This is a genomic window from Myxococcus sp. MH1 (assembly GCF_059738865.1).
Map to the genome: position 1 here is coordinate 2,491,069 of NZ_AP026947.1, position 26,349 is coordinate 2,517,417.

Annotated in this window: 24 protein-coding genes; 11 read left to right on the forward strand and 13 right to left on the reverse strand. The window is 70.6% G+C overall.

What is annotated here, in order from left to right; genetic code table 11:
• Positions 1-23: 23 nt before the first annotated feature.
• The 7 genes from AC6JA9_RS10280 to AC6JA9_RS10310 all read right to left on the reverse strand — a co-directional run bounded on the left by AC6JA9_RS10280 (position 24) and on the right by AC6JA9_RS10310 (position 9,611).
• Positions 24-545, reverse strand: coding sequence for an FmdE family protein (locus AC6JA9_RS10280; RefSeq protein ID WP_408891385.1), 522 nt, complete (start codon positions 543-545; stop codon positions 24-26).
• Positions 546-607: 62 nt separating this feature from the next.
• Positions 608-1,828, reverse strand: coding sequence for an ornithine--oxo-acid transaminase (gene rocD, locus AC6JA9_RS10285; RefSeq protein WP_408891384.1), 1,221 nt, complete (start codon positions 1,826-1,828; stop codon positions 608-610).
• Between the two features lie 36 nt (positions 1,829-1,864).
• Entirely contained in the window at positions 1,865-2,941 is a 1,077-nt protein-coding gene (locus AC6JA9_RS10290; protein WP_408891383.1) for a cytochrome-c peroxidase, read from the reverse strand.
• A complete protein-coding gene (locus tag AC6JA9_RS10295; RefSeq protein ID WP_408891382.1) occupies positions 2,938-4,047 on the reverse strand; it encodes an MbnP family protein in 1,110 nt (369 codons plus the stop codon). Before AC6JA9_RS10295 ends, AC6JA9_RS10290 begins: the two co-directional genes overlap by 4 nt.
• 112 nt (positions 4,048-4,159) lie before the next feature.
• Positions 4,160-5,110 (reverse strand): NAD-dependent epimerase/dehydratase family protein, encoded by a 951-nt coding sequence (locus AC6JA9_RS10300; RefSeq protein WP_426747662.1) that lies wholly within the window; start codon positions 5,108-5,110, stop codon positions 4,160-4,162.
• The gene (locus AC6JA9_RS10305) at positions 5,107-7,716 is read right to left on the reverse strand and encodes an SDR family oxidoreductase (protein ID WP_483577279.1); all 2,610 of its coding nucleotides are present in this window, start codon (positions 7,714-7,716) and stop codon (positions 5,107-5,109) included. Before AC6JA9_RS10305 ends, AC6JA9_RS10300 begins: the two co-directional genes overlap by 4 nt.
• Positions 7,716-9,611 carry an FAD-binding oxidoreductase gene (locus AC6JA9_RS10310; RefSeq protein ID WP_497959596.1) on the reverse strand — a complete coding sequence of 632 codons (1,896 nt, stop codon included), beginning with the start codon at positions 9,609-9,611 and terminating at the stop codon, positions 7,716-7,718. The genes AC6JA9_RS10305 and AC6JA9_RS10310 overlap by 1 nt, the downstream gene beginning before the upstream one ends.
• Before the next feature lie 171 nt (positions 9,612-9,782).
• Between AC6JA9_RS10310 and AC6JA9_RS10315 the strand changes: the two genes are divergently transcribed.
• From AC6JA9_RS10315 to AC6JA9_RS10335, 5 genes are all read left to right on the forward strand, one after another.
• On the forward strand, positions 9,783-10,310 hold the full coding sequence (locus tag AC6JA9_RS10315; protein ID WP_223748006.1) for a TetR/AcrR family transcriptional regulator: 528 nt from the start codon (positions 9,783-9,785) through the stop codon (positions 10,308-10,310).
• 204 nt (positions 10,311-10,514) lie between these two features.
• Positions 10,515-11,537 (forward strand): deoxyhypusine synthase family protein, encoded by a 1,023-nt coding sequence (locus AC6JA9_RS10320; RefSeq protein ID WP_046711849.1) that lies wholly within the window; start codon positions 10,515-10,517, stop codon positions 11,535-11,537.
• Between the two features lie 517 nt (positions 11,538-12,054).
• Positions 12,055-12,888, forward strand: a complete 834-nt coding sequence (locus AC6JA9_RS10325) for a hypothetical protein (RefSeq protein ID WP_223784622.1) — start codon at positions 12,055-12,057, stop codon at positions 12,886-12,888.
• A gap of 43 nt (positions 12,889-12,931) precedes the next feature.
• Positions 12,932-13,390 (forward strand): lipocalin-like domain-containing protein, encoded by a 459-nt coding sequence (locus AC6JA9_RS10330; RefSeq protein ID WP_223748008.1) that lies wholly within the window; start codon positions 12,932-12,934, stop codon positions 13,388-13,390.
• A gap of 92 nt (positions 13,391-13,482) precedes the next feature.
• On the forward strand, positions 13,483-15,201 hold the full coding sequence (locus AC6JA9_RS10335) for a B12-binding domain-containing radical SAM protein (protein ID WP_223748009.1): 1,719 nt from the start codon (positions 13,483-13,485) through the stop codon (positions 15,199-15,201).
• A gap of 3 nt (positions 15,202-15,204) precedes the next feature.
• Here the strand turns inward: AC6JA9_RS10335 and nhaA are convergent, their stop codons facing one another.
• The 3 genes from nhaA to AC6JA9_RS10350 form a co-directional block, all read right to left on the reverse strand.
• Positions 15,205-16,614 (reverse strand): Na+/H+ antiporter NhaA, encoded by a 1,410-nt coding sequence (gene nhaA, locus AC6JA9_RS10340; protein ID WP_223748010.1) that lies wholly within the window; start codon positions 16,612-16,614, stop codon positions 15,205-15,207.
• 151 nt (positions 16,615-16,765) lie between these two features.
• Positions 16,766-17,494 (reverse strand): hypothetical protein, encoded by a 729-nt coding sequence (locus AC6JA9_RS10345; protein WP_483577281.1) that lies wholly within the window; start codon positions 17,492-17,494, stop codon positions 16,766-16,768.
• A 415-nt stretch (positions 17,495-17,909) separates the two neighbouring features.
• Positions 17,910-18,800 carry a sigma-70 family RNA polymerase sigma factor gene (locus AC6JA9_RS10350; RefSeq protein ID WP_497959597.1) on the reverse strand — a complete coding sequence of 297 codons (891 nt, stop codon included), beginning with the start codon at positions 18,798-18,800 and terminating at the stop codon, positions 17,910-17,912.
• 75 nt (positions 18,801-18,875) lie between these two features.
• Here AC6JA9_RS10350 and AC6JA9_RS10355 point away from each other — a divergent pair, with 75 nt between their 5' ends.
• Positions 18,876-19,181: a hypothetical protein gene (locus AC6JA9_RS10355; protein WP_483577283.1), complete on the forward strand. Its 306-nt coding sequence runs from the start codon at positions 18,876-18,878 to the stop codon at positions 19,179-19,181.
• Between the two features lie 13 nt (positions 19,182-19,194).
• Here the strand turns inward: AC6JA9_RS10355 and AC6JA9_RS10360 are convergent, their stop codons facing one another.
• Positions 19,195-19,578: a VOC family protein gene (locus AC6JA9_RS10360; protein WP_497959598.1), complete on the reverse strand. Its 384-nt coding sequence runs from the start codon at positions 19,576-19,578 to the stop codon at positions 19,195-19,197.
• Between the two features lie 231 nt (positions 19,579-19,809).
• Here AC6JA9_RS10360 and AC6JA9_RS10365 point away from each other — a divergent pair, with 231 nt between their 5' ends.
• From AC6JA9_RS10365 to AC6JA9_RS10380, 4 genes are all read left to right on the forward strand, one after another.
• Positions 19,810-21,639 (forward strand): S1C family serine protease, encoded by a 1,830-nt coding sequence (locus AC6JA9_RS10365; protein ID WP_426747657.1) that lies wholly within the window; start codon positions 19,810-19,812, stop codon positions 21,637-21,639.
• Between the two features lie 114 nt (positions 21,640-21,753).
• Positions 21,754-22,104 (forward strand): nuclear transport factor 2 family protein, encoded by a 351-nt coding sequence (locus tag AC6JA9_RS10370; protein ID WP_223748016.1) that lies wholly within the window; start codon positions 21,754-21,756, stop codon positions 22,102-22,104.
• 110 nt (positions 22,105-22,214) lie between these two features.
• On the forward strand, positions 22,215-24,068 hold the full coding sequence (locus tag AC6JA9_RS10375; protein ID WP_483577286.1) for a M48 family metallopeptidase: 1,854 nt from the start codon (positions 22,215-22,217) through the stop codon (positions 24,066-24,068).
• A gap of 152 nt (positions 24,069-24,220) precedes the next feature.
• Positions 24,221-24,799 carry a HEAT repeat domain-containing protein gene (locus AC6JA9_RS10380; protein ID WP_483577287.1) on the forward strand — a complete coding sequence of 193 codons (579 nt, stop codon included), beginning with the start codon at positions 24,221-24,223 and terminating at the stop codon, positions 24,797-24,799.
• A 59-nt stretch (positions 24,800-24,858) separates the two neighbouring features.
• On the opposite strand, the gene AC6JA9_RS10385 is transcribed toward AC6JA9_RS10380, so the two are convergent.
• Positions 24,859-25,284: an ester cyclase gene (locus AC6JA9_RS10385; RefSeq protein WP_483577288.1), complete on the reverse strand. Its 426-nt coding sequence runs from the start codon at positions 25,282-25,284 to the stop codon at positions 24,859-24,861.
• A 74-nt stretch (positions 25,285-25,358) separates the two neighbouring features.
• Here AC6JA9_RS10385 and AC6JA9_RS10390 point away from each other — a divergent pair, with 74 nt between their 5' ends.
• Entirely contained in the window at positions 25,359-25,895 is a 537-nt protein-coding gene (locus AC6JA9_RS10390) for a GNAT family N-acetyltransferase (RefSeq protein WP_223784628.1), read from the forward strand.
• Here the strand turns inward: AC6JA9_RS10390 and AC6JA9_RS10395 are convergent.
• The gene (locus AC6JA9_RS10395; RefSeq protein WP_223748021.1) at positions 25,884-26,309 is read right to left on the reverse strand and encodes a PaaI family thioesterase; all 426 of its coding nucleotides are present in this window, start codon (positions 26,307-26,309) and stop codon (positions 25,884-25,886) included. The two genes, AC6JA9_RS10390 and AC6JA9_RS10395, sit on opposite strands and share 12 nt — an antisense overlap.
• Positions 26,310-26,349 lie beyond the last annotated feature (40 nt).

Here is a 26,349-nt window from a genome sequence, read left to right on the forward strand (position 1 = left end):
GGCGGACGCGACGTCGGCGCGGCTCACGGCGTTGGAGTGTCCGCCGTGTCGACGACCTCGAAGACCTCCGCATCCGTGAGCGTGAGCACCTCCCGGCCCGCGGCCGGCAGGTGCGCGCGGGGCACGTCGAGGTAGCGCGTGGCGAAGCTCGCCGCGGGCTTGAGCGTGAGGCGCTGCCCCGTGGCGCGGTTGCGGTAGGTCGTGAAGATGGCGTCGGCGGGCGCCGAGTGCACGAGGGTGAGGTTGAGCTTGCCCAGGCTCGCGCCCGTCGCCGCGGCGGCGCCATCCGCGATGCAGGCGTACTGCACCTTCTCGGGGCTGTGGTGCACCACCTCCACGTCGAAGCTTCCAGCGGACAGACCCAGCGCCTGGAGCGCATGGATGCCCATGCGGTAGCCCGCGACGGCCCATGGGCCCGCGCCGCCGTGGATGGCGGCCACGCGCGCCAGCGCCGCGTCCTCGGTAGAAGGTGACGGGCGGGAGCCCGCGCAGCCAGGCAGCGCGAGCAACGTGAGGGCGATGAGCAGGCCGGGACGCTGGGACACTCGGGGACGCTCCGAGGCGAGGGGCAGGGCCTTCTACCCCGAGCCCCTTGCGCCGGGGAGCGCTACAGCGCCTCGACGACCTTCTTGATGCGCTCGAAGGCCCAGTCGAGCTCGGCCTGGGTGATGACGAGCGGGGGCGTGAGGCGGATGACGGTGTCGTGGGTCTCCTTGCTCAGCACCCCCTCCTTCATCAGTGCCTCGCAGGCGGGGCGCGCGGGGATGTCCAGGGACAGGCCGACCATGAGCCCCCGACCGCGCACCTCCACGACGTGGCGGCTCTTCAGCGTCCTGAGCGCGGCGAGGAACGTCCTGCCCAGCTCGGCGGAGCGCTCCACCAGGCGCTCGTCGCGCAACACGTCCAGGGCGGTGAGCGCCACGGCGCAGCCCAACGGATTGCCCCCGTAGGTGCTGCCGTGCTGCCCGGGCTTGAGCACGCCCATGACCTCGTCGTCCGCCATGACGGCGGACACGGGGTAGAAGCCGCCCGACAGCGCCTTGCCCACCACGATGACGTCCGGCCGCACGTCCTCGTGCTGGAAGGCGAACATCTTCCCGGTGCGCCCCAGGCCCGTCTGGATTTCATCCACCATGAACAGCACCCGGTGCTGACGGCACAGTTCGGACGCCTGCTTCAGGTAGCCGTCTCGTGGAATCAGCACCCCGGCCTCCGCCTGGATGGGCTCCATCAGGATGGCGCAGGTGTTGGGGGTGATGGCCCTCCGCAGCGCCTCCACGTCGTCGTAGGGCACCACGGTGAAGCCCGGGGTGAAGGGGCCGAAGCCGTGGCGGTAGCTCGGCTCGGTGGAGAAGCTGATGAGGCTGATGGTGCGCCCGTGGAAGTTGTTCGCGAAGACGATGACCTCCGCCCGGTCCTCGGGGATGCCCTTGACGGTGTGTCCCCACTTGCGCGCCAGCTTGATGGCCGTCTCGCATGCCTCCGCGCCCGTGTTCATCGGCAGCGCTCGGCTCAGGCCGGACAGCTCCCGCAGGGCCTTGTAGAGGTGGGGGAGCTGGTCGTTGCGGAAGGCGCGAGAGGTGAGGGTGACCTTCGCGGCCTGCTCGCGCAGGGTCTCCAGGATGCGGGGGTGACAGTGGCCCTGGTTCACCGCCGAGTACGCGCTCAGGCAGTCCAGGTATTTGCGGCCCTCCACGTCATGGACCCAGCAGCCCTCCCCGCGTTCGATGACCAGGTCCAGCGGCCGGTAGTTGCGCGCTCCGTAGCGCTCCTCCAGGTCGATGTAGTCGCGAGTGGAGAGAGGGGCGGTGGCGTGCTGGGTGCTCATCGAGGTTCCTCGGAGTGTGGGGCCAGTCCCCCCTCACTACCTCGGACCCACGGAGGTGTCGGTGAGAAACGCCTCGTCGGTCAGCGTCTGTAGGAATGCGAGCACCGCGGCGGTCTCCTCGTCGTCCAGCGCGAGGCCCACGCCGCTCCCAGCGCGCCGCAAGGCGGTGTCCAGCGTCGAGGAGGGCGTCACGCCGTGTCGGTAGTGCCGCAGGACGTCCTCGAGCGTCGCGATGCGCCCGTCGTGCATGTAGGGCGCGCTCACCGCGACGTTGCGCAGGGTGGGCGTCTTGTAGCGGCCCGCGTCCTCCTCCCGCAGTGTGACGCGCCCCCGGCCCCGGCTCACGTCCTCGCCTTCGCCGAAGCGCGCATCCAGGCCGTTGTTGTGGAAGGCGTTGTCGGTGAAGAGTTCTCCCTCGTGGCACGGCGCGCAGCGCTGGCGCACGACGTCGAGCCCCCGGCGCTCGTGCGCCGTCAGCGAGCCGCCGGGCTCACCCCTGCGCCACGCGTCGTAGCGCGAGCGCGCGGAGACGAGGGTGCGCTGGTATTGCGCCAGCGCGCGCAGCAGGTGGCCGAGCGTGGGCGCTCCAGGACCGAAGGCCCGCTCGAACCTCCGGACGGCGGACGTGTCCGCGGCGAGCGTCGCCAGCATTCCCTCCAGGTCCGTCTGTCCCATCTCGTCCGGATGGGTGAGGGGCGCGAGTGACAGCGACTCGAGGTTCCTCGCGCCACCATCCCAGAACAGGCCATCCGCCCACGCGAGGTTGATGAGGGTGGGCGCGTGGCGCGCCAGCGGTCTGCCCGAGACGCCTTGCGTGGAGAGGGCCTCTGGGGCGGCGAACGCATGGGGCTGGAGGTGGCAGGTCGCGCACGACACGCGCCCGTTGCCGGACAGCTGGGGCGCGTGGAACAGCCAGCGCCCCAGCTCGACGCCCTCGGGCGTCATGCGGTTGTCCTCCGGCTCCGGCAGGAGGGAGTACCCCGCGGGGAGCACGAGACCCAGGGGCCCCTCGGGAGAGGACGGGAGGGTGTCCCCTGGAGCCCCGCCACAGGCGCCCAGCAGCAGCCAGACGCAGAGCCGGGCCGCGAGCCAGGGCGCCCGGGCGCGAGTCATCGGTCCGGGTTCTCCACCGTCTCCACGGAGAACATCGACTGGAAGGCGTCGGACAGCGTGGCGCGAGCACCGGCGTTGCTGGCGTTGATGGTGGCCGTCGTGCGGGGGCTGAGCGTGGAGAACAGCGTGGCCACGTCGGCGCGCAGGCGCACGGTGAGCTGCTTCTGCGAGTTGACGGTGACGGGCGAGGGGAAGGTCTGGCTCACCGTGCGGTAGTCCGGGTTGGTGCCCGTCTCCCAGGCGAAGTCCGCGAGGCCGCCCGCCGAGGGGACGTACTGCCCCTTCGTCTTCGTGAAGATGTAGCTGGTGAACCACATCCAGCTGACGGACGTCATGTTCGACAGGACGTGCAGCTCTCCGGCCTGCCGGCTGAGGTCGTCATTGTGGGTGGGGTCCACGCCAACGCTGAACTCGATGCCCGTGTAGGTCCCCGCGGGGACCGACGACACGTCGACCTGCTCGCGCCGACGCGCGGGGAGCACCGTGGGGGACGCGGTGCCCTCCACCGGCTGCTCCTTCAGGACGTCCATCAGGTGATAGCTGTCGGCGAGCGCCACCGTCGAGCCGTCCTGCTTGCGCAGCTTCACGTTGGTGAGCCAGTAGCGCAGCTCGCTGAACCGGACGGTGTCACCACCCGCGGTCGTGAAGGACTGGTCCAATTCGAAGGGGCGGTCGCCGAAGACGAGCCTGGCCACGAGCGACAGGCTGCCCTGGGTGGCCAGCAGCAGGGCCTTGAGTCGCTCCACCTCCGCGCGCGCCTCGTCGAGCCGGAGCAGGACGCCATCCCAGTCCTGGGACTCCAGCAGGGCCCGGGCCTCGGCGAGCTGCGTCTGCAGCGTCTGCACCTGCGTGGTGAGGGCCGCGTTCTCCTGCTCCGCCTGCCCCTGCTCCTGCTGCTGCCGGCTCACCTGGGCCTGCAGCCGGGTGACCTCCGCCTCCAGCTCCGTAATCTGGCGCTCGAGCTGCTGGCGCTCCTCGACGGAGAGGGCGGAGGGCTCGGGCATGGCGTCATCGCCACAGGCGGCGAGGACACCGAGGGTCAGCGACGCCACCAGGAGCGAGGAGGCGAAGCGGGAGGGACTCGAGAAGCAGGCGGGCAAGGGCATGATGCGCTCCTCTTGCCAGAGGCCTCGCGCGGCCGGAGTGTGGCACGCCGCCGCGCGACAATTTGCCACGGGGCGCGGTGCGGGACACGATGCGCGCGTCCCGCCCGTCTCGTCAGGCGCGGGGCTGGGACTGTCGCAGCCACGCCACCGTGTCGCTCAGCGTCTGGCGGTGGGCGCGCGGCTGGTAGTCGAGCTCATCGTGGCTCCACAGGGTCTTGAAGCCCCAGTGGCACGTGGACATCTCGAGCACGACGGGGTCCGGCAGCTTCTTGAGCGGCACCTTCGAGCCCAGCTTCGCCAGGCCCTGCACGACGAGCGTGGGCACGTCGGGCTTGTCCACCTTGATGCCGGCGACCTCACCCACGCGCTCGAAGAAGGTGCGCAAGGGCAGGGACGTCCCGGGCAGGTGGTACGTGTCGCGCCAGGTGTCGCGCTTCGCCAGCCGCGCGAGCGCGTGCGCCACGTCGCGCACGTCGGTGAAGGCGATGCCGCCCGCGGGGATGAAGGGCAGCCGGCCGTTGAGCACGCGCGCGACGTTGGTCGTCGAGCGGCCCAGCGTGTCGCCCGGCCCGAGCAGCACCGGAGGCCGCACCACCGTCAGCTCCACGCCGAGCTGCTTCGCGAGCTTCCGCGACTGCTCCTCGGCGCGAATCTTCGACAGGTAGTAGGGCCAGCGGCCGACGACGCCCTCCGCGTAGAGCGAGTGCTCGTCCGCCTCGATGGTGGCGTGGGGGAAGCAGCCCACCGTGCCGGACGTCGACACCAGCACCATCCGCGCGTCGAGCGCCTTCGCCGCGCGCACCATCGCCAGCGAGCTCTCGATGTTGAAGCGCACCATCTCCTCGGCGTGGTGCCGGCTGTGGTGCACCATGCCCGCCGCGTGAATCACCACGCGCGTGCCCTTCGCCTGGGACAGCCACGCGTCGGGCTCCATCGGAGTGCCGGACACTTGCTGAACCTTCGCGTCGAGCGGCGAGCGCACCAGGGCAATGGCGTCGTCGCCCAGGACCTCGAGCAGGTTTCGCCCCAGAAAGCCGCTGGCACCCGTGACGAGCGTCTTCACGACTGCACCTCGCCCCGCCACGCGCAGGCCTGCTGGAACTGGGCGAGCTGCGCCGCGTTCGGGCCCCACTCGAGGTCGTCACCCGAGGGCTTCACGATGTCGAGCGACAAGAGTGCCTGCACCACGCCGTCCAGGTGCGGACGGTGCGCCACCGGCACGGCCTTCAGCTCGCACGGCGCGCTCACCTTCGTCGCCTCCAGGTAGTCGCGCACCACGGGCTCGAAGAGCGCCTTCACCACCGCGTCGACGCGCGCGTCGCCCATCTCCGCCAGCGGCGTGGCGCACCAGCGGTAACGCGACAGGTGCGTCTCCAGCGCGGGGTTGCCCGGCTGGCGCGCCAGCACGTCGCCCGCGAACCAGTTCTGCCACTGGTTGCGCAGCGAGTGCGCCAGCGTCGGAGTCAGGGGCGAGGGCACCGGCAGCTCGCTGGCGATGACGCGCCCGCCCCGCCGCTCGATGGCGTCCTTCAGCCAGGCCTCGTCGACGCCCGGAATCGGGTGCTCGGCGAGGAACGCGCGCAGGTGGAAGCTGCTCACCGTGGTGTGGCGCTGCAGCTCGGCCATCACCGTGTGGCTCAGCGCGCGCACGTCCGTGTCCGGGCCCATCGCCTGGGGCTGGCCGCACGCCACGTGGACGCGGCCCAGCTGCACCTGCCCACGCGCGAGCCGGCCCAGCCACGACATGACGCCCGTGAGCGTCATCTTCGGGCGCGGCTTGCCCGACAGCTCCTCGCACAGCGACGCCTCCTCCGGGAGTCGGTCGTAGGAGATGGCCACCGGCAGGACGACGAACTGGCGCCCCGTGTTCTGCAGGGCGCGCAAGAGGCCCCGCTTGGGCGGCAGCATCAGCCGCGCGCGGCTGCGCTGGCCCTCGATGAAGAACATGAGCGACGCGTTCTTCTCGGTGAGCCGGCGCAGCTCCTCGCCCAGCTCCGGCACCTCGCGGCCCACGCCGCGCTTGATGAAGAAGGCCTGCGAGTCCTTGAGGATGGGGCCCACCACCGGGATGCGGCCGAACTCCTCCGCCGCGGCGATGTGCGGCATGGAGATGCCCAGCTCCGGGTGCTGGAAGCACAGGTAGCTGGTGAGCAGGAAGTCGAAGTAGCTGCGGTGCGTGGGCGCCAGCACCACCAGCGCGCCCGGGGGCACCTGCGCCATCGCACGCTCGAACGAGGGCCGGTCGAACGTCACGTCGCTGGTGCAGTGGCGGAACGTCTTGCGCAGCGCATAGCCGAACACCTTGAGCGTGGTGTTGGAGGCCGGGCGCTCCTTGAGCCACGTGCTGTCCGCCCGCCCGTCATCGTGCTTGGGCCCGGCGAAGGACACCTGGGACTCGTCGCGCGACAGCAGGTGGCGGTACATGCCCTCGTTCACCACGCGCACGTACTCGCGCGGCTCGAAGCCGGGGACCTCCAGCGGCGCGGAGCGCACGAAGTCGAAGGTGTGGTGCGTGAAGTACGAGAAGCCCTCGTTGAGGTACTGGACCTTCTGGTCCGCGCGCACCAGCTTGCGCAGGGCCTTGCTCTGCCCGAGCACCGTCAGGGCGGCCTTCTGCAACTGCACGGGCAGCTCGCGCCGCACCAGGTCCGCGGCGTCGAAGCCGTGGTCCTTGCGGCCGACGAACATGTCGGGCGCCTTCACCACGCCGGGGCGGTGCTTGAACCACTCGATGGTGGCCGCCGCCGCCATGTCGATGCGCAGCGCCCGCTGCACGCCCATGGTGGCGTGGACGATGGGCACCGGCTGACCCTCGGCCGGCATGGGGCCGAACACCGCGCGCACCACTTCACTGGCCACCACGTCCACCGGCACCACGTCCAGGCGCACCGACGGGTCCGCGTTGAAGGCCCGCACCACGCCCAGGCCGCTGTACAGCAGGCACCCGGCGAGCGCCGCCGGGCTGTCGAGCCAGCCGGGGAAGGGCGCGCGGTGCGCGGCCGACACGATGCTGGGGCGCACGATGACCACGGGCACGTGGCCGCGCCGCTCGCAGATGAGGTGCTCGGCGACGCTCTTGGTGAGCGTATAGGTGTTGGGGTGGCCGGTGAGCGTCAGCCACTCGCGGCCGTCGCCTTGCGCCACCTGGAACGCCTCGTAGAGCTCCGAGGCGGGCTTGGGCAGGTGCGCCAGCTTCTCCTCGACGGGGCCGGGGCGCCAGACGCTGACGTACGCGGTCGACACGTCGACCATGCCCACCACCTTGGGGCACTCGCGCGCCAGCTCCAGCACGGACAGCGCGCTGCGGATGTTGGCGGACGTCGCCTGCGCGAGCGGCAGGTCGAACTCCACGCTCGCCGCGCAGTGCACCACGTGCGTGACGCCGCCGCGCACGGCGTCCCGGTCCGCGGCGGACAGGCCGCAGGCGGGCTGCTCCAGATCACCGCTCACCACGTCGACCTGCTGAGTCCAGCCGGCCGGCAGGCGTGAGAAGCACGCGGCCTGGGCCACCTTGGCGAAGCGCTCCGCGGCCGACTGCACGCGGCCCTGACGGTCCTTGGACTCGCGGACCAGCACGGTGACGCGCTCGACGCCCTGGTGCAGCAGCGCCTCCAGCACCACCTTGCCGACGAAGCCGGTGACGCCGGTGAGAAAGACATGGCGGGACATCAGTGAGGCTCCTCGTTCGGGGTGAGCGCCACCGGGCCGTTGATGCCGCTGTTCGACGCGCCGAAGACGTTCTGCGGGTCGATGGCCGCCTTCACCTTGCGGTTCAGCGCCAGCGCGCCCTCGGAGTAGACCTCCGGCAGGAAGTCGCGGCGGATCTTTCCGACGCCATGGTGGTGCGACAGTGAGCCGCCCGCGGCGAGGATCTCCTCGCGCGCCGCGTGCTCGAGCGCCGCGTAGGCGCCCACCGGGTCCTCCACGCCCTTCGCGTAGAAGCCCAGGTAGAAGTAGATGACCACGCCCGTCTGGTAGACCTGGGTGAGGCGGCCGGTGAAGAACACCTTGCCGGGCAGCTTCAGCAGGGCGTGCTCCTTCTCCACCCGACGCTGCACGCGCTCGTAGAGCTCCAGCGCGCGGCTCCACGGCACGCTCGTCTCGAAGCTCTCCGCGATGGCCCAGTGCTCGAAGGTGAGGTCGCGGATGTAGGCGATGCCGAAGGTGAGCTGGTAGCCGCGCTCGCCGTTGGCGCCGCCGCCCTTCATGCCGCCGTGCGCCGCGGCGATGCGGTACAGCGTCTTCTCCTGGAAGTCGACCTCCTCGCGCGAGCCCTCGAACACGATGGTCGCCACCGCGAGCTTGTACGGGTCGAAGCCCTTGAGCTTGGTGACGACGACCTTCTCCAGCTCGCTCTTCAGCTTCGCGGCCAGCCCGTGCTTGGCGGGCTTGAGCGCCTGGCCGAAGTGGAACTGGGTGTTGTCCATCACCCGCACGCTGGCGGGCACCGCGCCGGACTGCTGCAGCTCGTAGAGGAACGCCAGGCCCGCGGCCAGGTCGGGGAAGATGACCGAGCCGTAGCGCTGGACCTCGGGCAGAGGGAAGAGCTTCACCACCGCCGTGGTGATGATGCCGAAGTTGCCCTCGCTGCCGAACATGTACTGGCGCGGGTTGACGCCCACGCTCTCACGCGGCGCCTGGCGCGGGCGCTCCACGATGCCCTGGGCGGTGACGACCCGCATGTCCAGCACCAGGTCCTCGATGTTGCCGTAGCGGTTCTTCTTCATGCCGCTGGCGTTGGTGGCAATCCAGCCGCCCAGCGTGGAGAACTCCAGGCTGTCGGGCTCGTGGCCCATGGTGAAGCCGAACTTCGCCAGCTCGCTCATCAGGTGGCGGCCGGTGGCCCCTGCCTCGATGCAGGCCATGCGGTTGACGGTGTCGATCCAGAGGACGCGGTTCATCTGCCGCATGTCCACGGCGATGACCAGGCGCGCCTCCGACAGCGGGATGCGCAGGGCCTCGGTGACGTTGGTGCCGCCGCCGAAGGGGATGACACACGCGCCGTGCTTCGAGGCGGTCTCCACCAGCTTCACGACCTCGTCGTGGCCGCGCGGGAAGACCACCAGGTCCGGGACGCGGTCCAGCTTCGTGTAGCGGATGGCCCAGATCTCCCCGCCCGTGTGCCCGTGGCCCCGGCGCAGCCGCTGCTTCGGGTCGTCGGTGAGCTGGTCCTCCTTCAGGAAGGCGCGCAGCGCGGTGAGCAGCGCCTCGTCCTTCTTCGCCTCGGGAATCTGGGGCGGGTAGTGGGGCTCGTTGCGGTTGTCGTAGCCCAGCGGCGAGGCCAGCTTGGCGGCGAACCACGGCATCAGCTCCGGCAGCGCCACGTTGCTGATGTTGTAGCGGGTGCCCGTCAGCAGCGTGCTGCCATCGGGTTGCACCACGAAGCGAGTGTCCTCGAAGCCCCAGCCCTCGAGGGATTCGACGTCCTGGGACGCGGGGGAGACGGGGGGCGTGAAGCGCGTGTCTCCAGACGACACGGTGGACGACTTGCCGTCGAGGCGCTCGCCGGTTCCGCTCTGCACCGCATTACCCAGACGGTGCAGCAATCCTGATTTGTCAGCCATGGTCGCGCGCAGTGGTACATAGGGTTGCTCGCTGCGTCAACGCGCGCGCTTTGCGCAGGTGCGCACCGCGTTACGCACTTTCGGAACGCATCGTCTCGTAAATGGGCTAACGAGACCCGTGGTCTCGTAATCCGGCTTCTTCCGAGACAGGAAGTCTCGTAAAGAGAAGCCATGCGTGCAGGCCGACCGAGGGACGAGGGCGTGCGCCGGGCCATCCTGGTGGCGGCGCAGGAGCTGGTGCTGGAGCGGGGCTATGCGGCCGTCACCATGGGGGACGTGGCGAAGCGGGCCGGTGCGGGGAAGCAGACCCTCTACCGCTGGTGGCCCGGCAAGGGGGCGCTGGTGCTGGACGCGTTCTCGGAGTGGGTGAGCCAGGCGCCCAGGCTGCGCGGCCCGCGCAGGCCGTCCCTGTCCTCCACGCTGGTGGAGCTGTGCCGGGGCGCTTCGGAGGCGGCGCCGGTGCTGCGCGCGCTGATGGCGGAGGCGCAGTTCGACGAGGACCTCCACCGGCGGCTGGTCGCCCAACTGGTGCGGCCGCGCGGCGACGAGCTCCGGGCCTGCCTCGTCGACCGGCGGCCGGCGGACCGGGAGCTGGTGGTCAACGTGCTCTCCGGGCTGGTGTGGCAGCGGCTGATGCTCAACGAGCCGCTCGACGCGCGCTTCGTGCGCTTCGCCCTGAGGGTGGTGGAGCGCATCTGAAGGGGGCAGGCGGCCGGGCGGGCCCCGCCTGGGGGCGGGGTTGAACGAAGTTGGCCGGCCCGCTCCCGCTGTGCTAGCTAGCGCCCAGCCACTCGACGCTCCGATGGCGGCGCGGCATCTCGTCGCGACCGTAGGGTGTCCTCGGGTGGCATTTCTTCGGCTGGCGCCTCCCGAGCATCGACCCCGTTGTTGCTGGAGGCCTACATGTCGACGTCCGAACTGCCCGTCCTCGAGTTCATCCTCGCGAACTACAAGAACTTCAACGCGCGGGCGACGCGCGACTCGCTCTTGTCCTACTGGGACCACGTCTCCACGGGGGGGCGGATGTTCTGGAGCGTCGCGGGCGCGATGTCGTCGGCGCAGCTGGGCATCACCCTGGCGCCGGCCATCCGCTCGGGCCTGATTCACGGCCTGTCCGTCACGGGCGCCAACCTGGAGGAGTCGCTCTTCCGGCTCGTCGCGCACGCGGCGTACAAGGACTTCCCGGAGTACCGCTACTTCACCAAGCAGGACGACACGAAGATCCTCGAGCAGCGGATGCGCCGGGTGACGGACACGAGCATCCCGGAGGACGAGGCGTTCCGCGCGGTGGAGAAGTTCATCGTCCCGATGTGGAAGACGGCGACGGAGAAGGGCCAGCGCCGCTTCTGGCACGAGTACTTCTACGAGGTCATCCAGATGCTGGACCCCTCGGCGTACGAGGGAGACCCGGAGGCCTGCTGGCTGCTCGAGGCGGCGCGGCGCAAGCTGCCCATCGTGGTCCCCGGCTATGAGGACTCGACGTTCGGCAACATCTTCGCGTCCTACGTGAAGTCGGGCGAGTGCAGCGCGAGCATCGTCAAGTCCGGCATCGAGTACATGGCGGACTTCTATGACCGCTACGAGGAGCTGTCCGCGGGCCAGGGCGTGGGCTTCTTCCAGATTGGCGGCGGCATCGCCGGTGACTTCCCCATCTGCGTCGTCCCCTCCATCAAGTACGACCTGCAGAAGCCCGTGAAGCCGTGGGCGTACTTCTGCCAGATCAGCGACTCGACGACGTCCTACGGCTCGTACTCGGGCGCCACGCCCAACGAGAAGATCACCTGGGACAAGCTGACGGAGACGACGCCGATGTTCGTCATCGAGTCGGACGCCACCATCGTCGTCCCGCTGATGCTGCGCGCGCTGCTCGAGTGCCAGGGCAACCCCAAGGCGGCGGGCGCCCTCATCGCGAAGCACCGCGGCTGAGACGTTCGCAGGGCTGTGACGGCTTGCCGGGGCGGTCCGTATCTCCGCCCCGCGCCGGATTCGCCGTGACGTGGCCGCCTCGTGGAATGCTCCCACGAGGCCTGGCCGCTCCGGTGCCGAGGTGACGCTCCTCGAGGGTCGACGTGCTCGGGTGCTCGCGCATTCCCGCGAGCCGTGCTGACGCGCCTGGAGGCCCGGTGAGGCCCGGTGTCGACCGGTGGGCACTGGCCCTGGCGGGCGAGCCCCGGGCGCGGGTGCGGGGCGCGGGTGAAACACAGGCGGGGCGCGTGATGCGGGGTGTGTCGGCGCCCGCATTGTCTGTGATTGTTGCCCTGGAGTACGTCTGTGTTTCGGGTTGACGTCAGGGACGGGCGTGGTGATGTATGAGCCGCCCGGTCGTGAATCGTGCCGTGCTCATCCAGGGAGACATCGGGTTTCCGACCGGGCGTGATTCATCACCTGCCCGAGTGGCTCGCTCCGCGCTGTCGTCAGGCGTGGACAGGAAGGGACGCGTGCAATGAAGCCTCTGCTCGAACTCATTGGAGAGACCGCGCCGTATGCCAGGGCGTTCGACGTGACGGTCAAGGATGATGTCGTGCTCGGCTGGTTCAAGCCCGAGCAGCGGCGTCACGCCGAGACGACGTTGTTGAGCCTCTCCGAGACGCTGCGCTCCATGGCCCTCCACGGCGCCCTGATTGGCGCCGCGGCGAACCCGGTGAAGGCCCGTCACTACTACCTGGGCAGCCGCGCCGAACTCCGGGTGTTCCCGGTGGAGGCCACCGAATCGGAGGTCTTCCAGTGCGTGGGACGCCTGGAGGGCATCGACCGCTCGAACCAGTTCCCCATCTATCGGGTGAGCGGGATGTGTCTGACGGACAAGGGCGAGCGCTACGCGGAGCTGGACGGAGCCTTGCTGGTCCTGACGGAGGAGGAGTTCGTGGGGCTCAAGGGCGCTGATGCGTCGGCGCGGCCCTCGTGGTCCCCCGGGCAGCCGAGCCCGTATGCGGACCCCATTCGGCCCATGACGCTGGAGTGGATGGAGCCCGGGAGGATGCTCCGGGCGTCACTGCCGGGGTTGGCTCGCGAGGACTTCGCGGGCCACTTCGACCTCCGTCCGCTCTGTCCCCTGACCCTGACCCTGGCGAATGCGTGCTCGTTGGTGGGGCACTTCCCCGGGTACGGGAGGTTCTGGATCAGCCGCTGTGCCATCTCCTGCAAGGACGTGGTGGACCCGGGCCAGGCGCAGCGGATCGTCTGTGTCTCCGACGGGGCGGGCCGGTTCGTCATCACCGTGGAGAGCGACGCGGGCCAGCGGCTGGGCCGTTTCAAGCTCGAGGTCGTGCCCGCCTGAGACCCGCGACGTGATTCCCGATGTTCCACATGGAGGTGACGTGATGCTCAAGGATGAACTGGTGGGAACCTGGAAGCTCGTGTCCATGGAGTACGTGCAGCCGGATGGCCGGCGCAGCCACCCCTTCGGAATCCACCTGCTGGGCTGCCTGATGTACGACGCGCACGCGAACATGTCCGTCCAGCTCATGCGCGGAGACAGGGCCTTCTTCGAGTCCCCGGACCCGCTGGCCAGCAAGCCCCAGGAGGCGAAGGCGGCGATGGATGGGGCCGCCTTCTACTTCGGCACCTACTCCGTCGACGAGGACGCGCGCGTCGTGTCCCACGCCATCGAGGGGAGCCTCTTCCCGAACTGGGTGGGGGTGGTGCAACGGCGGCATGTCCTCGTGGAGGGCGAGAAGCTCTCGCTCCGGACCGACCCCATGCCCTTCGCGGGGGGCAGCGGGGTGATGGTGCTGACCTGGCGCAGGCTGAGCGGCCGGGCGGGCACGCCGAGCCACTGAGGGCCCGCTCCGAGGCTCGAACCTGGAGCGCGTCCACCGCCCCGGATGGACTACGCTGGGCGGCCTTCGTCGGAAAGGTCGGTGCGTGTCCCATGGGTGGTGGTCGTGTGCTCTCGCCAGTGCTCCTCGTCGGTGCCGGGATGGGGGAGGCCACGTGCGGCATCCTCTACCTGGCGAGCTACCTGCGACGCGGCGGCATCGAGGCCTTCGTGCGGCTGTACGACGGCGACGAGACGGAGGCCGAGGTCATCCGCTCGTTCGAGGCCCTGGTGCGACGCGTGCGCCCCAAGCTGGTGGGCATCAGCCTCAAGTGGTTCCACCACGTGGACCGCGCGCTGCTCATCGCGCGGACGCTGCGGAAGATCGACCCGTCCATCCGCGTCGTCGTGGGCGGCAACTCCGCCTCCTTCTGGTGGCGGGAGCTGCACGCGTTCGACTGCATCGACCACGTGGTGCTGGGGGACGGTGAGCGGCCGCTGCTGGCCCTGTGCCAGGGGGAGGACTCGCCGCCCAACTGCGTGAGGCGGGACCCGGACGGCCGGGCGCGCCGGCTGCCGCTCGAGTACGTGCAGGGCGCCACCAACACCGAGGACGTCTTCTACTCGCACTTCGACGAGATGTTCCTGAGCCAGCTGGACCTGAGCTCCTTCTCCGGCTGGGTGGCGCCGGGCAAGGGCTGCGGCGAGAACTGCCTGTACTGCGGCGGCGCGCGCGGGAACCAGAAGGCCGCCTTCGGTCGGGCGAAGCCCTTCCTGCGCTCCGAGGAGAGCGTGCGGAGGGACCATCAGGAGATCGCCGGCAAGACGTGGCAGATGCGCTACGACTTCGCGGGGAGCTCGGCGGAGTTCCTGGGCAGCACCTGGGCGGGCGTGGACCTGTCGCGCCACTGCTGCACGTACTTCCTGTGGGGCGTGCCGCGCCTGGAGCTCGTCGAGGCGCTGTCGAACACCTTCGAGCGCGTCTACATGGTGGTGGACATCGGCTGCTTCTCCGAGAAGCAGCGCCTGGAGCAGATGGGCCGCGGGCTGCTCAAGCCGTGCGCGAAGGACCGGGAGCTGCTCGAGCTCATCGAGGGCTGCCGCCGCTACAAGAACCTGGGCGTCGAAATCTCCGGCATCGGCGGGCTGCCGTTCGCCAGCGAGGCCACGCTCGTCGAGGAGCTGGCGCTGGTCCAGCGCATCATCGACCAGGACTGCGTGGTGGGCTACCAGCGGCTGGAGTCACAGCCCGGCGCGCTCGTCACCGAGCACCCCGCGCGGTTCGACATGGTGAGCGAGGCGCGCACGTTCAACGAGTTCCTCGACTTCTTCGAGCGCCGCGAGCCGGGGGACGTGTCCGTCCCGATGATTCGCTTCCGCGACGCGAAGCTGGAGGCGGCGGTGCAGCGCACCTCCGAGCAGGTGGACGCGCTGGCGTGGAAGCACCGCGACGCCCGACGCAACCTCGACGTCAACGGGCGCACGCGGCTGGTCAACACCGCGTCCTCGCCCCGGCGCTTCTCGCTGGGGGACTGGCTGGGCAGCCACCGGGCTCCGGTGAAGGTCGCGCGGGAGGAGGTGACCGTCCTGCGCTCCGTCGACGGCATCACCTTGAGCTGCGCGCCCACCGTCAACCCGCGCAGGTTCTCCGACCCCACGCTGGTCCAGGGCGACGACGGGGCCATCCTGCTGGCGGCCCTCGCCGCGTTCGAGCGCCCCACCACGGTGTCCAGCGCGGTGTCTCACCTGGGCAGCAAGGCCCGGCTGGACCCCCACTCCGCCCGGGAGGTCATCGACCACCTGGTGGAGGGGCGCTTCCTGCAGCCGGGCTGAGCCTCACAGCTCGGTGGAGCTCTCCGCCTCGTCCGCGCTCCTCGCCGCGTTGCCCGGGGGGACGGGCGAGAGCAGGAGCCGGCCGAGCACCAGCGCGAGCACCGCCGCGCAGGCGCTCGCGGCCAGCACGCCCAGCTTCGCGCCCGCGAGCAGGCCTGGGTCCGTGAAGGCGAGCTGCGCGATGAACAGCGCCATGGTGAAGCCCACGCCGGCGACCAGGCCGAGCACCACGAGGTGGCGCACGGTGAGCCCCGCGGGCAGCGTGCCGATGCGCAGCCGCAGCGTCGCGCCGATGGCGAGCAGCACGCCCACGGGCTTGCCCACGACGAGGCCCACGGCCACGGCCATCGCCACGCTCCAGGCGGAGGCGCCGAGCGTCCCGCCCGAGAGCTGGACGCCCGCGTTGGCGAGCGCGAACACCGGCATGATGCCGAAGGCCACCCAGGGGTGGAGGGACTCGATGAGGCTCTCGGCGGGAGACAGGGCCTCGCGCCGCGCGACGTCCACGTGCCGGAGCACCCGTGAGAGGTCCTCGGGCGAGTGCGCGCCCTTGGCCTGTTGCCCGAGCGTCTCCAGCTCCTGGCGCACGTCGACGAGGAGTCCCTGGGGGCCGAGCCACGCGCGCACGGGCGTCATGAGCCCCACGATGACCCCGGCGATGGTCGGGTGGATGCCCGCGGCGTAGATGCCCGCCCACGCGACGAGCGCGGGGACGACGTAGGCCCACTTCGAGCGCACGCCCACTCGCTGCATCGCGAGCACGCCGACGAAGCCGAGCGCGGCCGTCAGCAGCCCGACGAGCGAGACACCCGAGGAGTAGAAGAGCGCGATGACGACGATGGCGCCCAGGTCGTCGATGACGGCCAGGGCCAGCAGCAGCACGCGCAGGGCGGGCGGCACGCGCTGGCCGAGCAGCGTCAGGATGCCGAGCGCGAAGGCGATGTCGGTCGCCATCGGGACGCCCCAGCCGCTCTTCGTCTCGGGGGCTCCCGCGAAGGCGAGGTAGAGCAGGGCCGGCGCGAGCATCCCGCCGAGCGCCGCCGCGATGGGGAGCGCCGCCCGGCGCCACTCGGACAGCTCGCCGTGGTGGACCTCGCGGCGGATCTCCATGCCGACGACGAAGAAGAAGATGACCATCAACCCGTCGTTGACGACCCACTCCAGCGAGCGCTCGAAGCTGAACGCGCCGAGCCGGAAGCCGACGGGGGTGTGCCAGAGGCGGGTGTAGCTCTCCGCCCACGGGGAGTTGGCCCAGGCGAGCGCGACGGCCGCGGCCACCAGCAGGAGGATTCCGCTCGCGGCCTGGATGTGGAGGAAGCGCTCGAGGGGGCGGCTTGCCAGGCGCACGAGGCGGAGCAGGGGCTCCCAGGCCTCCGGCGGAGATGTGGGACGGGGAGGAACAGGGGTCGACATGGCGCATCCTCGCCGGCGACTCAGCCGGCTCGGATGGCGGCCCGACCATCCACTGTCCTGCAGCGGTGTGCTGCACCCTTGCGTTGTGTGAAGCCCGGGCACCTTCTCACAGGCGGCTTCGTGGGTCGACGAATACCGGCGCGTGGAGGGCTCACGTGTTGCCTCGGAAGGGGATGCCCGAGGCGCGGAAGAAGACGGCCGTCAGGGCCGCTGGGAGCGCGGCGAGCAGGGGGGAGAGCAGGCCGTTGGGCCCGCCATTCATCCTGGCGGGTATCTCCAGGGTGACGAGGAGCCCGCCCGCGACGGCGAGCAGCAGCAGCGCCCGGAGGTCCGAGGGGCGCGCTTCTGGGGCGATGACCAGCTTGAGGGCTCGCCAGGCTGTCAGGCCCCCGGTGAGTGCTGCCACGAACTGGGAGAAGGGGGGGATGGGGGAGCCGTGGAAGGCGAGGCTCATCATGGTGTGGCCGACCAGGCTCACGACCACGGTGCCCAGGCCCCCCAGTGTGGTGAGCGCGGCCGAGATGACGAGGACCCATCGCGGCGGTGCGAGGGTGGGGGTGCGCCCGAAGGTGAGGTCCTCGGGTGTCAGGCGCCGTGCCTCGGGGCCATTGAGCTTGAGCAGCGCCTTCACCGCGAGCATCCGGCAGGAGCGTCCCTTCCGGTCGCGCACGGTCGTCAGGGGGCCGGAGCTCAGCAGTTCCCACAGGACAGCGCCCAGCTCGGGCGGCCCGCCTCGTTGGGCCACGTCGCGCAGGCGGGCGCTCAGGGTCTCCACGTCGAGCGTGGTCTCGCCCTGCTGGGCGAGCACGGCCTGCTCGGCGAGGCCGCGCATCGTCGCCACTTCCATCGCGGTGAGGTCGGACTGCGAGGGCTCGAGCACGGCGCGCAGTCTATGCCAGACGTGTGTGTTTGAGGCACGGGCCCGCGTGTGAGTGTTCAGCGAGGGGCCGAGGACCTCGCGAGCGCTGGTGCGCGTGGCTTCCGCGAGGACGCGCCGTGGGCGTTGGCGCGAGGTGCCTGGGCCCGTGAGGGCTCCGGCGTGTGTGACGCTCCCGCGCAGCCTCATCGTGGAGGGGGCGGCGAAAGGCGCCTGGGCCCGTGAGGGCTCCGGCATGAGTGAGGTGCCCTCGCGACCTCCTCGTGAAGAGGTCGGCGCGAGGAGCCGGCGAGTCATGTCGGGCTTCGGCGTGAGTGAGGCGCGCCCGCGACCTCATCGTGAAGAGGGCGGCGCGAGGAGCCGGGCCATATGTGCGACCCTGGCGTGCGCAGCTCCATCCGACCTCCATCGCGGCAGCTCAGGACCCAGGCGCGAGCAGGGTGATGTGCAACCTGCGCAGGTGCGCATGCTCGCTGATGACGTTGAACGCGGCGACGCGGTCTCGCGCGATGTCGACTTCGAGGACCAGCCGCAGCCGTCCCCGTGGAGCGACGACGATGCCGGGCTTGCCGTCGATGAGCGCGACCCGGGCGAAGCGCGCCCGGCCCGTGTTGGTGAGGGTCTCCTCGGCCACGCGGCGGGCACCGCGTACCTCGGCCGGTGTCGCGGGCCGCAGCGCTCCCGCGTCCGCACGCCGGACGACGTCGGGGGCCAGCACCGCGAGGAGCGCGTCCAGGTCACCGGCGCGCGAGGCGGCGAGGAACGCCTCGATGACCTGCCGGTGATGGTCGAGCTCCGCTGGGGAGCCCAGCGGCCTGCCTCGCACGCGGTGCCGGGCACGGCTCGCCAGCTTCTTCGCGGCGACGGGCGAGCGCTCCACGATGGTGGCGATGTCCTCGAAGGGCAGGCTGAACAGGTCATGCAGCACGAAGGCGATGCGCTCGGCGGGGCCCAACGTCTCGAGCACCACCAGGAGCGCGAGCCCCACGGACTCGGCTCGCACCGCCTCATCCTCCAGGCTCGGCGTCTCGCCCTGGGCGAAGGACTCCTCGAGCAGCTCCGTGTCTGCCGGTGTCTCGCCTCGGTGCTGGCGAGCGCGCAACATCTCCAGACAGACGCGACTGAGGACCGTCGTCCACCATCCATCGGGATTGGCGATGGCGTGCGTGTCGACCCGGCTGGCGCGCAGCCAGCACTCCTGCACGGCGTCATCCGCCTCCTCCGCGGTGCCGAGCATGCGGAAGGCCACCGCGCGCAGACGACTCCGGGCGCGCTCGAAGGTCGCGGAAAATTCAGCGGAAATTCCCACCGGTCACCTTTCGAGGTCGTGGTTCATCAACACGGTGGAAGCGATGAACGACACGAACGCGACGAGGAGCCGAATATGCCGACGCTGATGGTCCGATACAAGGTGAAGGAAGAAGGTGTTCCCGAGGTGCTGGCCGCGGTCCAGGCGGCCTTCGCGGCCATCGAGGCGAAGCAACCGCCGGGCCTGCGGTTCGAGTACTTCCACCAGCCCGAGGGCCACGAGTTCTTCGGGCTGCTGGAGCTGGAGGAGGGCGCCGAGAACCCCCTGCTCGGCATCCCCGACGCCCGTGCCCTGCAGGCCACCGTGGCGCGACATGCCCTCGGAGGCGCCCCGACGCCTCAGCCCTGGGTGAAGCTCGGCTCCCACGGCTTCGCGCGCTGAGGCCGAGGCGCGCTCAGCGTTCCCGATAGAGGGCTTCCATGTTGTTGCCATCGGGGTCCAAGACGAAGGCCGCGTCGTAGCCCGAGGGATAGCCCTGGGCGGTGTCGCGCAGCCCCGGCGGGCCGTTGTCGATGCCGCCCGCTTGCACGGCCGCCGCATGGAAGGCGTCCACCTCCGCGCGACTGCGCGCCGCGAAGGCGGTGTGCTGTCGCACGCCGTGCGGGTGGAGGCGGTCGATCCAGAAGATGGGATACGTGATGCCGTAGCCCACGCCGACGGTCTGCCCGTCCTCCGCGAGCTGTTCGACCCGCCGCAGGCCGAGCGCTCCCAGTGCCGCGTCGTAGAAGGCGGCCGAGCGCGCGACATCCGCGACGCCGATTCCCGTGGGGTCAATCACGCTGTGTCCCTCCAGGGTTCGAGCGGGCGGGAGGCTCGCCACGAACGGAAGCTTCCTGAAGCCCTGTCCCCACACGAGCCCGGGTTTCTCGAGCATGCGAGGGGCCTCCGGCGGGGGCACGCACGGACGCGACGGCGCGCGCGTTCGGAGGCATGATGGACGAGCGCCGTCGACCTCGCGGAGGACGCACGCGCGCCAGGAGCCACGGGCGGTGGCTGGGGGAGCGCGGGAATGTCGGAGTCGGTCGAGCTGAGGTGCCTCCGGTGTGGTGCGCCGGATGCGGGGAACGTGGCGCGATGTGTGTGCGGCGCCAGCCTCCGGGTCGATGTGGTGTTGCGGGACGCGGTGGTGGACGAACGGGCGCGCTTCGCGCTCGCCCGGGCCATCTCGCAGCTGGGCCCGCCTGCTCCCTCGTTCTCCGAGGCTCGAAGCCTGCTCGCCAGGGCGGGCGCGCCCCTGGCCCACGGTGTCTTCCGCGCCTTCGCGGAGAAGCTCCTGACGGTGCTTCGCGCCCAGGGCGCCCGCGCGGAGCTGCGCCCCTTCGTGGAGGTGGCGGTCCTCTCCGAGGAGCCCGCGAGGGGCGGTCGCCGCGCGCTCCTCGGCGTGCTGCTCCTGGTCGCCGTCGCGGTGGGCGTGTGGGTGGCCCGCTCCCCACGCTTCGCGCAGGCGCGCTCGGAGGTCCTGTCCCTCGCCTCGGGTGAAGCGCCTCCGGGCGACAAGGCCCCTGGGCCCGTGGCCCTCTCCACCGCGGAGATCTCCCGCCGCGCGGGGCCGAGCACCCTGACCCTGCGGTGTGGGAGCAAGACGGGCTCCGGCTTCTTCGTGGAGCCGGAGCTGGTGCTGACCAACGAGCACGTGGTGTGCCCGCCGGGCAAGATGATGACGGCGGTGCTCGCGGATGGGCGCGAGCTGCTCGGCGAGACGGTGGCCAGCGACGTGGACCTGGACCTCGCCACCGTCCGGGTCGTGGGCGCGAAGGCCGCGCCGCTGCCGCTGGGCGACGTCACGCGCCTGGAGCCGGGAGACCCGCTCGTCTTCATCGGCAGCCCCCAGGGGCTGGACTTCACCGTGCACGAGGGGAAGGTGGGCTACGTGGGCCGCCACTACCTGGGGACGGGCTACGTGCAGTTCAACGCCTCGGTGAACCCGGGCAACAGCGGTGGGCCGCTGCTGAACGGACAGGGCGAGGTGGTGGGCGTCGTCTCGATGAAGATCGAGAACTCGGATGGCCTGGGGCTGGCGCTGCCCATCGCCTACGCGAGCAAGCTCGTCCCGGTGCCCACCACGCCCGAGTCCACGGAGCGCTGGAAGGCGCTGCTCGAGCGCGTGGCTCGCGACGAGGCGCGCGAGGCGCAACGCTTCCAGATGGACACCGAGCAGCAGGTGCTCCTCTCCGTGCAGCGGGTCGACGGGCTGGGGCTCGTGGTGCTGGTGCTCGAGCGGTTCGACTCGCCGCCCACGTCGCTCAAGCGCCGCATGGAGCTGGAGGCGGAGGGGAAGACGTGCACGTTGGACCTGGAGTTCGAGGACTGGCGGCCGCTGAGCCAGTCCCTGGCGGCGCAGGAGGACTCGCGGCGGCTGCGCTGGTTCCTCTCGAAGGGGCTCACCCGGGGCATCCACGTCGGAGGCGCGCGGCTGCCCGTGGAGACGTGCGCGCTGCCCGCGACGGGCACGGCGTCACTGAAGGCGGGGCAGGGCAGCGGTGAGAACCTGGAGCGCATCGAGGTGTCGCTCAAGGACGTGCGGGACGCCCGCGACACGTGGAACCGCAACCCCACGGGCATCCAGCGCTGGGAGCGCGAGCGCTTCAAGCAGCGGCTGGTGGGGACGCAGTCGCGCGAGGAGGAGGAGCGGTGGCGCACGTCCTTCGGCAAGGCCCGGGCGCGCGTCGCCCGCTTCGAGGAGGAGCGCACGCGCCTGCGGCAGGACGAGGCCTCGGGCAAGCCCGTGGCCCGGCGCCAGCAGGAGGTGGAGGCGGAGCTGAAGCTGGCGAGCCAGCAGCTCTCCGAGCTGGAGCGCTACGCCACCGAGAAGAACGTGCCCGCGGAATGGCGGCGTTAGCGCGCCGCTCCGCGCGGGGGGCCGCGGAAACCTGACACAGGGCTGTCGGCGCCGAGGACCATGAATACGGTGACTCCGACACATCGACGTGTCGGCCATTCCAGGAGGTGGAGCGTGGAGAGTCCCGTGGAGGTGGTGGAGGCGTACTTCGAGGCCTGGACGACGAAGGACGAGGCGAAGCTGCGTGGGACGCTCGCCTCCGAGGTGAGCTTCGTCGGCGCGCTCGGCACGGCGCAGGGTGCCGAGGCCTGTGTGAAGGGGCTCGTCAACGGCATGTGGAAGGTGTCCCCCCGCATGCGCGTGCTGCACCGCTTCGTGGACGGCCCGGAGGTGCTGACCTGGTTCGAGATTCATCCGTACGACGGAGCGCCCACGCCCGTGGCCAACTGGTGCCACGTGGAGGAGGGACGCATCACCCACATCCGCGTCACGTTCGATCCACGCTCGATTCTCGAGAAGCGTTGACGCGAAGGTCTGGCGGGATGGGAATTCCCGGTGGCTGTCTTCCGGGGCCCTGGGAGGCCATGGTTTGCGGGAACCCATCCATGGGATAAGGGCCCTGCTTCCCACAGACCATGGCCACGACCTCTTCCGTCTCCGGTGTCCTGCGCGGTTATGTCTTGCCCGCGCTCCTGCTGTTCGCCCTTCCCGTGTTCGGGCTCTGGTTCACGGGCTACGCCAGCAACTGGTTCGACGAGCGCATCCGCTCCGCCATCTCGCAGCAGGTGATGCAGGACCGGGAGCTCGACGAGGTCCAGCGCAAGGAGGTGTTGGAGGCGTACAGCACCTTCTCCGCGGTGGAGGCGTGCATGAGCACGGACGAGGAGCGGGCGGGGTTTCGCGCGAGCTTCGGTGACGGGTGCACGGACGCGATGCAGTTCGGCTGGGCGTACCGCGGGGCGTTGGGGTTGGTGTTGTTGGGGCTCGCCTCCGCGTTGATTGCGCTGATGTGCGGGCTGGCGGCTTTCATCTCCCGGCCCATCCAGTACCTGAGCTTCGTGGTGGGCTGGAACCTGCTGCGCATCGCGACCGCGCTCCAGGTCATCGGCCAGGGGGCGCTGGCGGTGTGGCTGTCGTACTGGGTGACGGCGGTGCTGACGCAGCGCTACTCGGTGAAGCTCATCCTGGCGGTGGGGCTGATGGCGGCGGGTGCGGCGTTCCTGGTGGTGGTGGCCATCTTCAAGCGTCCGCCGATGGACTTCGAGGTGGAGGCGGAGGTCGTCGAGGAGTCGAAGGCGCCGGAGCTCTGGGCGCACGTGCGAAAGCTGTGTCAGCGACTGCAGACGCTGCCGCCGGACCACCTGCTGGCGGGCATCGACGCGAACTTCTTCGTCACCGAGGGCGACATCCGCGTGGGAGAGCGGACGCTGCGGGGGCGCACGCTGTTCGTGAGCCTGTCGCTGCTGCGGCAGCTGGAGCGGCGCGAGGCGGAGGCGGTGCTGGCGCACGAGATGGGGCACCTGCTGGGCGGCGACACGGGACATGGCAAGCGGTTGGCGCCGATGCTGGCGCGGTTCGGCCAGTACCTGGAGGCGCTCCACGAGGGCGGGCTGACCCGGCCGGTCTACTACTTCATGCTGTCCTATCGGGGGCTGTTCGAACTGTCGTTGGGGCGCAGCCGGCGCGCCAGTGAGTTCGCGGCGGACCGGCTCGCGGCGAGCGTCACCTCGGGGCGGGACGTGGCGCACTCGCTGGTGAAGGTGGTCGCGTACGCCAACTTCCGGGACCGCGTGGAGGCGGCGCTGTTCAACCGTGACGAGCAGCACCAGAGCGTGGCCATCGCGCAGCGGGTGGCGCATGGCTTCGCGGAGTACGCGCAGTCGGAGGCGCTGCAGGGCGATTTGAATGGCTCGGTGACGCCGCACCCGTTCGATTCGCACCCGCCGCTGTCGGCGCGGCTGGAGAACGTGGGCGTGAAGCTGTCGCCGGAGGACATGGGGCAGATGCTGGTGGAGCCGGTGACGTCCTCGTGGGCGGAGGCGTTCGAGGACGCGGACGGCATCGAGGCGCGGCTGTGGCGCGCGTACGAGTCGCGCTTCTCGAAGGCGCATGACGTGGCGCTGGCGTACCGGTACGCGCCGTCCAACGACGAGGAGCGGGAGCACGTGGAGCGGTACTTCCCGCCGATGACGTTCGAGGCGAAGGAGGAGGGCCACGAGGTCCGGCTGAGCTTCGCGGAGGTGTACTGCGAGGAGTGGGCGGCGCCGGTGCACCTGGACGAGGTGACAACGGCGACCACCGAGGACCGCATGTTCAAGAAGTACCTGGACCTGCTCCTGAACGGGACGGGGGCCACGCAGGGCAAGGTGTCCATCTGCTTGAACAAGCTGAAGGACTCGGAGGCCCTGCTCGCCGCGTTCGGTCACTACCTGGGCCGCCACCGCGCCAGCAAGGACCACCAACAGAGCGCCGAGCGCGACGCGGCGTGAGGTCCCAGGGCGCCCGCCGTCGCGGCGCCAGGGTGTCAGTTCCGGAGGGGGATTTTCGTCCCATCGCGGCCTCGATGTCCGCAGGCCGCGATGCGGGGGCTCGGTGGGCTCGAAGCCCATGAACCTGGCGGCGATTCCCTTCGAGGTAGACCTTGGCCACTCAGCAGCGCCCGCGGTTGTCACTGGAGCAGCGTGACGCCGCGCTCGCGGACCTCCTCGCCTCCGAGCGGGCGCGCATCATCCCCGCGGCGAACCTCCTCGCGTCGGATCCATCCACCCTGCCCCGACTGCTCGAGTTTCTTGCGCTCGAGCGACGCGCGGACAATCGCCAGGGGATTCTCTTCGCGCTCACCTGGCATGCGGAGCCCGACGCCCTGTGGGACCTCATGATTCGGGTCCTGTCCGACCCGACGGAGGGCGAGAAGGTTCGAGGACATGCCTCGGAGGGGCTCGCCTACATGTTCCCGCAGGTCGAGGTGGGCTCCTCGCGGTTCGAGGCCGGAGTCCAGACCCTGCTGGCGGCACTGAAGGACTCATCGCCTGAGGTCCGCTACTGCGCGCTCTTCGCGCTCGGCGCGACAGCGCATCCGCCGCTCGTCCCCGCGATGGAAGCGATGCTCGTGGACGAGACGCCCGTGCCCGGTTGGGTCGGCACGGTGGCCACCTCGGCGGCGAATGCGCTCGAACACCTCAAGGGCAAGTCCGCGTCCCCGCACCGCGAGGGGCCGTAGGCGGAAGGCTCCTGCTGACCTTGGCGGCTCGGCTCCTCCACCTTCGCATCGCGGCGACTTCAGCGCGGAGGACGGCCGAGCTGCTGGCGCAGGTGCCCCTCCTCCACCAGCCCCCAGCGCTCGACCAACCTCCCCTCGGGGGAGAAGCGCAGCAGGTCCAGCAGCGTGTAGCTCACCGGCAGCCCGGTCGCGGCGAAGCCCATGAAAGGCCCCCGGTGGGTGGCCCGGGCGGTGATTCGACAGGCGACCTTGTCCCCCTCGGCGACCAGGTCCTCGAGCTCGAAGCGGATGTCCGGGAACGCGGCCCGCAGGCCGGCGAAGCCCTGCTTGATGCCCTCGCGCCCCGGCATCATGTCCGGGTCCGGATGGTGGTCGACGGCGTCCTGCTGGATGACGTCATCGACGACGTCGAAGTCGCCGGAGTGGATGGCCTCTTCGAGTCGGCGATAGAGCCTGCGCGCGGCGTCCTTGATGGAGAAGGTCATGGGCTGAGGATGGGCACGTCTCCGCCGCGCGCCTTGAACGAATCGGACATCGGCCGCGTGGCATGCTCCGTCCGATGACCCCTCCATTCCGCATCGAGTGTGGCCCCTGTGTCCTGCGTCCCTGGCGGCGCGGGGACGAGGCCTCCCTGGTCCATCACGCCAACGACCGCGAGGTGTGGCGCAACCTCCGCGACCGGTTTCCCCACCCCTACACCGCCCAGGACGCGGCGGGCTGGGTGGGCTGCGCGGGCGCGGTGTCCCCGCCTCGTGACTTCGCCATCGAGGTGGCCGGCGAGGCCGTGGGCTCCATGGGGATGATTCCCGGCACCGACATCGAGCGCCATTCCGCGGAGGTGGGGTACTGGCTCGGCCGCTCGCTGTGGGGGCGGGGCATCGTCAGCGCGGGCCTCGACGCCTTCTGCGGCTGGACCTTCGCGAACACGGACCTCCTTCGGCTCTTCGCGCTGCCCTTCGCCGACAACGCGGCGTCCTGTCGGGTGCTGGAGAAGGCGGGCTTCCAGCGCGAGGGCGTGCTGCGGCGCAGCGCCGTCAAGGACGGCGTCGTGCACGACCAGGCGCTCTATGCACGCCTGCGTCCCTCAGGGCCTTGAGCCACCGTGCGAGGCAGGGGGAATGGCATACGTCCCCACCGCGTGGGCCACGGGCTCCGGCAGGCCCTCCGAGTACAGCGACACCTCGCCCACCGCGAGGCTCCGCCCCACCTTGAGCAACGTGCACACGCCGATGATGCGGCGGTCCGCGGAGGGCTTGCGCATGAAGTTGAAGCTCAGGCTCGTCGTCACGGCGAGCGGGACGAGGCCAATCTCGCCCAGCAGGGCCACGTAGAGCGCCACGTCCGCGGTGGCCATCAGCACCGGGCCGGACACCGTGCCGCCGGGCCGAAGCTCACCGGGGCCCACCTCGTGCGCGACGGTGGCGCTCCGGTGGCCCACCTCCAGGATTCGCACGCGCGTCTGGGGGAATTCGGCGGTGATGAAGTCCGACAGCTCACGCAGGGTCGCCATGTCGCGAGTGTGAGCGAAACCCGCGCGCGTGAGTAGCGGT